Origin of the sequence: Polynucleobacter sp. MWH-Braz-FAM2G (assembly GCF_018687635.1) — a bacterium.
Taxonomy (GTDB): domain Bacteria; phylum Pseudomonadota; class Gammaproteobacteria; order Burkholderiales; family Burkholderiaceae; genus Polynucleobacter.
The window spans coordinates 1,251,192-1,257,864 of sequence record NZ_CP061300.1; the positions used below are offsets into that span (position 1 = coordinate 1,251,192).

The 6,673-nt window shown below is 43.9% G+C and carries 3 protein-coding genes; 1 reads left to right on the forward strand and 2 read right to left on the reverse strand.

What is annotated here, in order from left to right:
* Window positions 1-130: 130 nt before the first annotated feature.
* A complete protein-coding gene (locus tag FD973_RS06525; protein WP_215322530.1) occupies window positions 131-2,317 on the reverse strand; it encodes an MBL fold metallo-hydrolase in 2,187 nt (728 codons plus the stop codon).
* Window positions 2,318-2,494: 177 nt separating this feature from the next.
* On the opposite strand from FD973_RS06525, the gene FD973_RS06530 reads away from it, so the two are divergent.
* Window positions 2,495-4,753: a CHASE2 domain-containing protein gene (locus FD973_RS06530; protein ID WP_215322531.1), complete on the forward strand. Its 2,259-nt coding sequence runs from the start codon at window positions 2,495-2,497 to the stop codon at window positions 4,751-4,753.
* A 119-nt stretch (window positions 4,754-4,872) separates the two neighbouring features.
* Here FD973_RS06530 and FD973_RS06535 read toward each other — a convergent pair.
* Window positions 4,873-6,673, reverse strand: a 1,801-nt coding sequence (locus tag FD973_RS06535; RefSeq protein ID WP_215322532.1) for a hypothetical protein, incomplete at its 5' end; no start/stop codon positions are given.

Sequence of the window (6,673 nt, forward strand, 5' to 3'; positions counted from 1 at the left end):
GAGTCTATTGACCTTGGGTCGTAAAAACGGAGTTAATGTGAAAGTAATGGAGAATCCCTATGAATAATGTTGATATTCATAACGATTATCTCAGACTATTGTTGAATGTGCTGATATTTCCGTTAAACATTCAAGAACTGGAAATTGCTCTTCGCAGACTTTGCAATAACTTCCATCTACAGACTGGAATGCTAGATAAGACTGAAGAATCAATGCGATAGCAGACCATATTTTCTTTTGGGATGATTTGTTCAACATTTGCCTGATTACCAAAGATTGTCTCAGCGCCAAATAGATCACTAGGTCCAACAGACTTTATCAACTGAGTGCCGTGATAAATATCCGCCTCACCCGTCTTAATAAAATAGATCCAATGATGATCTGTTAAATTTATCTGAATTGCTTTTGCAAATTCAACCTTTTGTAAAGACTGAACCAAGCGATTGAGTGTCACATAAGAAATTCCATCTTCAAACAACCAATTCGATAACAGAAATAAACGCCTCTCTCGTGTTTCAGCAATGTCTGAGTACCAATGGTTCTTAGAAGCAATTTCACGATAAAGCTCTGCGGGTATTTTTAGTGCATACACATAGGATGTAGCAATGTGATCATAGAAAGCCGGCTCATTTAATAAAGTAGCCAACTCACCAGCCACCGTTCCAGCTGAGAAGGTAATTTTCGTTTGGCCATACTCATCCCTAAGATCAATATACCCGCGCAAAACAAGATAAATAAAATCTTGCGCTACACCCTTCGGCAAAAGATTGTGGTCGGGACTGAGGCGCACGATAGGACTATCCAGCAGTCTTTGGAGATCATGCAACGAAATATCTGGATACAACTCCAATAGATATTGTTTTGCAGAGGCAAGCTCATAATCTTTGTGAGCAGGAATTAATACGTCCATTGATGCAAAAGGCACATTGACACCAATCCTCTTCTCGTCAGAGGTAAGCGGCAAAGAGGTATGTGCCAGTATCAACTTGCTGGACTCATCCTCGCTAAAATCTTTCGCAACCCCATGAATTAAGCCGCCACCGATATCAATTTTTTTGACATCGACTGTCTCCAAATAAGCAATTTTTGCTTCTCTACACAGCGGAAAACTGGAGAGATCTGATTTTTCTTCAGTCAACCCGTCTATGAATTCAAAGGAGGCAATATCAGCTAAATGAGAATAGCTTTTATACCCTGATGAGGTACTAGTTCTAAATTGAAATATTGTTGTTTCTACCGGATGAGGAGAAATGATAGGCCTTACCTCCAACCCATCTATGTCGTTCCATTCATTAGTTTCCAAATCCAGAAAATCTAAATAATGATTTAGCTCTGATTGATCGATCGCCATCAATGCGCAAAGCTTTTTCATGACAGATGCTCTTACTAAGGGGGTAGCGTAGTACTTAAGACGTCTATCACTGCGAATTATGTCAGGTAAACCAGCAAAATGATCATCATGAGAATGCGTATGAAATAAACCAGCAATCTCATTCAAGCCAATTCCGAGGGCACGCAATACACTCATGACTGAAGGGCCTGCATCAATTAAGTAAATTTTTCCTTGATAAAGAATCACCGAAGACATTGCTGTACGGTGTATATCCCAGCCATCCCCTTCCCCGCTATGAATCACTGCAAAGTCAGCCAAATCAATCGCCTGACTCTCTAGGGAAATTGGTGCAAGATACTTTTCATGATCTTTGAGATTGAGATCGACTTGAAGAGCTTCACCTTGGTATTGAAATTCAAAAATGTTCGGGGCGAGTCGTTCAATCGTCACACCATTACGAATGGTTTTCCGACCCTGCTCTACTACAACCGTATCTAAGAATTTTTTACTATCACTGATTTGTCCAAAAGCAAACTTAAGCTTAATGCGCATTAGCTCTGCCACATCTTCGGGTCTGGCTCCTGCATCAAGCATTTCTTCGGGCGAGATTAAGCCGTAGTTACCACGATAGATGTAATTAAGCTGTGCGTTAATTTGCTGCTCGTTTCCAATCAACAAAGGTTTGATACCCGTGTTATTGGGGTGATTCGGTATCAACATCCCTTGGCGGTAGAGCATTTGCAACACTGGGAACTCTGCCATATTGGCAAAGCTCTCGTTCTGCAAAATGAAATCCGATAACAAAATCGCATTTGGCCCTGTTTCGTGAGCCACGCCATTTGTTTCAACAGATTGAATAACGCCAGCCTTAATCAAGTGCTTCACACAGTCCGGCGGACAGCCGCAGAGGACGTGCAAATTTGCAGCGGGTATATCCACCATAAATACCCCAGGGGATATATCAGCTTTGCAAATTAATGGCATTTATCACTCTTTAAGATTGACCAAAAAGGCTCGGTAAGACTGATTAACGAGGCTTCTGAACCACTTTATTATCGACTAACTCCAGAATTATTATCAAAATCATCAATGTTAAGATTCTAGGAAGCTTTTGAGCCTCAGAAGAGCGTTTTTACCGCCTAGATTAAGAAAAGCCTCACTATGCAAAATCTCTTGAAAAAATTCTCATTTACTAAGGGACGTGCCATTCGCACCCTGGCGGGTCTATTCATTGCCCTGATTTTTGTGGGCCAAGCTGGCCATTGGCTAGAAATTCCCTTTGTTGAGCGCTTGGACGGCATCATTTACGACGTGCGCTTACGATTAACTGCGCCAGGTGGTGTTGACCCTCGCATTGTGATTGTCGACATTGATGAACAAAGCCTACGAGAGCGTGAAGCTGGTGGCGAAGGTCGCTGGCCTTGGCCTAGAGATCGTTTGGCGCTACTTACCAATCGCTTGTTTGATGACTATAACGTCAATCTCATGGGCTTTGACGTCATCTTCTCCGAACGCGATGAGTCTTCTGGTATTAAAACCATTGAAAAATTAGCACGCGAAGACTTTAAGAGTGATGCTGCTTTTCAGGAGCGTTTTGCCAAAATTAAACCCTCTTTAGATCTGGACTCCCAGTTTGCAAAAAGCCTCAAGGAGCGGGCTACTGTTTTGGGGTTTAGTTTCCTCATTCCTGGTGATCAGCAAAAGAAAGGCGCACTCCCTCCCGCGGCGATAACGGTTGAAGAACTTCCCCTTGGTCTTGTGGATCCCACAGTTAGACAAGGCTATACAGGCAACCTAGCAAGCTTACAAAGCAATGCGGCAGACGGTGGTCACATCAACCCTTCAATTGATCCTGATGGCATTATTCGTCGCATGCCGATGTTGATTCTGCATGACGGCAAATATTATGAATCTCTCTCCCTAGCTAGTGCACGCACCTTACTTGGAGGGCTGCCGCTTGGCGGAGTCATAGCAGACCCCGCTAACCCAGGTTTTGGATCTTTGGAATACCTAGATGTCGGTGGCGCACTCTTGCCAGTGGATGAAAATCTTACGAGCTTTATTCCCTATCGTGGCCCTTATAAAAGTTTTGAATACATTTCAGCAAGTGATGTTCTCAATAAAAAAGTTCCCAAGGAAAAACTGGAAAGCAAGATAGTACTCATTGGCACTACTGCACCAGGCTTATTAGATTTGAGAGCCACCCCTGTAGGCAAAGCCTACCCTGGTGTTGAGATTCATGCCAATTTGATTGCTGGCATATTGGATGGCACGATCAAGCAAGCGCCATTTTGGACACATACGGCAAACTTTGCTTTAGTAGCAATCTTGGGCCTTGTGTTTGCTCTAGTTCTTCCATGGCTCAATCCATTACGTAGCTCAATACTGGCTGGCGTAGCCATTGCAGGCATGATTGGCCTTAATTTGTTTAGCTACCAAAAGGGAATCGTTTTACCCTTAGCCAGCGTCTTAGGCGTTCCACTTCTAGTCTATTTATGGAATATCGGTTTTGGTTATTTCATTGAGTCAAGAAGCAAGCGCTTGATTACTGGATTGTTTGGTCAGTATGTACCACCCGATCTCGTGGATGAAATGGCAAAGAACCCCGCCAACTTCAGCATGGAAGGTGAAAGCCGAGCAATGACTGTCCTTTTTAGTGATGTCCGTGGCTTTACCACCATCTCTGAAGCGTTGGATGCCAAGACCCTTTCCGAGTTTATTAATGCCTTCTTAACACCATTTACACGCATTATTTATCGTAATCGCGGAACCATTGATAAATACATGGGTGATTGCATTATGGCTTTCTGGGGCGCTCCCCTTCGCGATGAGAACCATGCCAGAAATGGTGTGATCTCCGCCTTTGAAATGGTTAATGCTATCGATCAAATCAATGAGGACTTTGCCAAGCGCAATTGGCCCCCAATTAAGGTTGGTATTGGCCTAAATACAGGTCGCATGAGCGTGGGCAACATGGGATCAGAAATCCGCCTTGCCTACACGGTGATGGGTGATGCGGTGAACTTAGGTTCACGCCTTGAGGGCATTACTAAAGAATATGGTGTAGCCATCATCATTGGTCCAGAAACTCGCCAAGAAGTGCCAGATCTCATTGCTCGTGAACTCGATAAGGTCAAGGTCAAAGGCAAAGATATTGCCGTTACTATTTATGAGCCGTTAGGCTTTGAAGGACAAGTGGCGCAAGAAACACTCGCTGCCCTAGCCCTATTTGAGAAGGCGCTAGCGGCCTACCGCAACCAAGAATGGGAAAGCTCCAAGCAACAGCTAGAAGTACTTATGCGAGACCATCGCAACACTGGTGAAGTGCTTTATGAACTCTATCTTGAGCGCATTGAGCATCTCAAAGACAATCCGCCAGGTGATAACTGGGATGGTAGTTTTACGTTTACGAAAAAGTGAGGCACTAATGAAGCTCAACTTCTAGTTTCAAAACATAAAAATCGGAGGCAAGAGTTAATAAACCCCGTAGATCAAATGATTTGCGGGGTTTATTAATTTACAGCAGAGTAACAGACAGATTAGCTATGCCAAGTGATCTTGTCCACATGGTCAATCTTATGAATCTGACCATCGCCAGTCTGAATATCCACTGAGGCAATCTTGCCGGCATCAGCTGTGATATTCAATGTATGGTTATCAGAGTCAAGATGAGCGGTACCGTTATGGACTGTGTAGACCCAACTACCCTCACCTGGCGCAGCATGAGATGTGGCATCAGATACCGCAACCCCTGCGTTAGAGCAGTTGATTTCAACCTGATCAACCCAACCAGCACCATGTACGTTCTGGTTGTGCACTAGATCCTGAGCCGTTACATCTGAATACTTACCATCAGAACCTCTGTTATTGTCGATGGTGGCCACGTTGTATTGATGCTCGCCATGTCCAATAGTGATATCAGAGTGAGACTTGTAGTTTTCTCCAATATATATGGTGTCGTAAATAGAATCGCCACTACCTAAGCCATCTAAATGAGCAAAACTGAGGTGCTCACCCTTAGATGTATCAAGGGACTCAATGTGATTACTAAAATTATGGTCATCCCTACTAGATTCAAGATGGAGGTCACCCCAGGTTTTCAGGTCATATTCAGTATTTTCTCCACCAGAAGCAGGTTCAGTGAAACTAATATTTAATGCCTGACTGACTCGACCATAACCATCATCAGTAGCAGTAATGCCAAGAGCAATGGTTGAGGGGCTATCTACAGTAGCCGAATTGAGAACAACACGGAAACCATCGTTGTTGTGTTCATTAGAGCTTGGATCTGTAAACTGCACTGAATGGAAGGATTTTCCATCTGGAGAAGAAACCGTAATGTGAATATCAGCCGCAGAGTTGCTGCCATTGCCACTACGTGCACCAGTAGCAATTACATGACCAGTTCCATCATATTCGGTCCAATGATCATCGGAAACCACAATACGTCCAGTAGCAACAATCGTTGTGCCGTTGGCGGCATAAGCGGTCCACTGGGCTTGATTGCCTTCTTGCAAGTGATCCAAGGTAAATGATGCCGATTGAACGTCTTTATTAAATGTCATAGCCAACATATCGTGGTCATCATGATTAATAAAGGAGTTATGCACACCAATACCCTGTGTATCAGGATTGACGGATGTTTCTGTTCCACGGCTATAAACGTCGGTATAGCTGCCTGTAGTTTGAGTGCCACCAGTGTAGCCCTCGGCTGTTACTGTCAATCCACTTGCAGCATCCGAAAGAGTCAATGGAGTGGCTGACGCTGCATAATTTCCATGAGCGGTTTGAGAGCCCGAGGAGAAATTGGCTACTACTGGGTCTAGAGCGGTAACTATAGTGGTAGCGTACTTAACAACACCATTTTCAATCGAAGGATCAACCTTAAAGGCTACTGTGCCACTATGAGTGCCGTCATGAATACCACTACTGTCTGTTTGAGCATAAGCAGTACCATCCCTGTCATACGCCCAATACAAACTTTGTCCTCCAACTGTTGGATGATGCCCATTTGTATCCGTAACCAGACCAGATAATCTAGTATGCCCATCAGTACCAACAACTGCAATCTCAGCATCCGAGTCTGTCACAGTAATACCAGCCAAGGAAACGATGGATTTGCCTGCTTGATCCAAAATAGTCGTATCTTGGAATGAAGAGGCTTTAGGTGCATCATTTTCCACGACAAAATGATCAGAATTTGATAGCGTATTAATACTCAACTCCGAGCTCACTAGAGAGTTGCCTTCCCCTGCTGCATGGATATCACCAGCCTTATCTACCAGGCCAACTACGCTAACACTGAAGTTAGCGCCATGGAGCTCATTCGCATCTACTGTA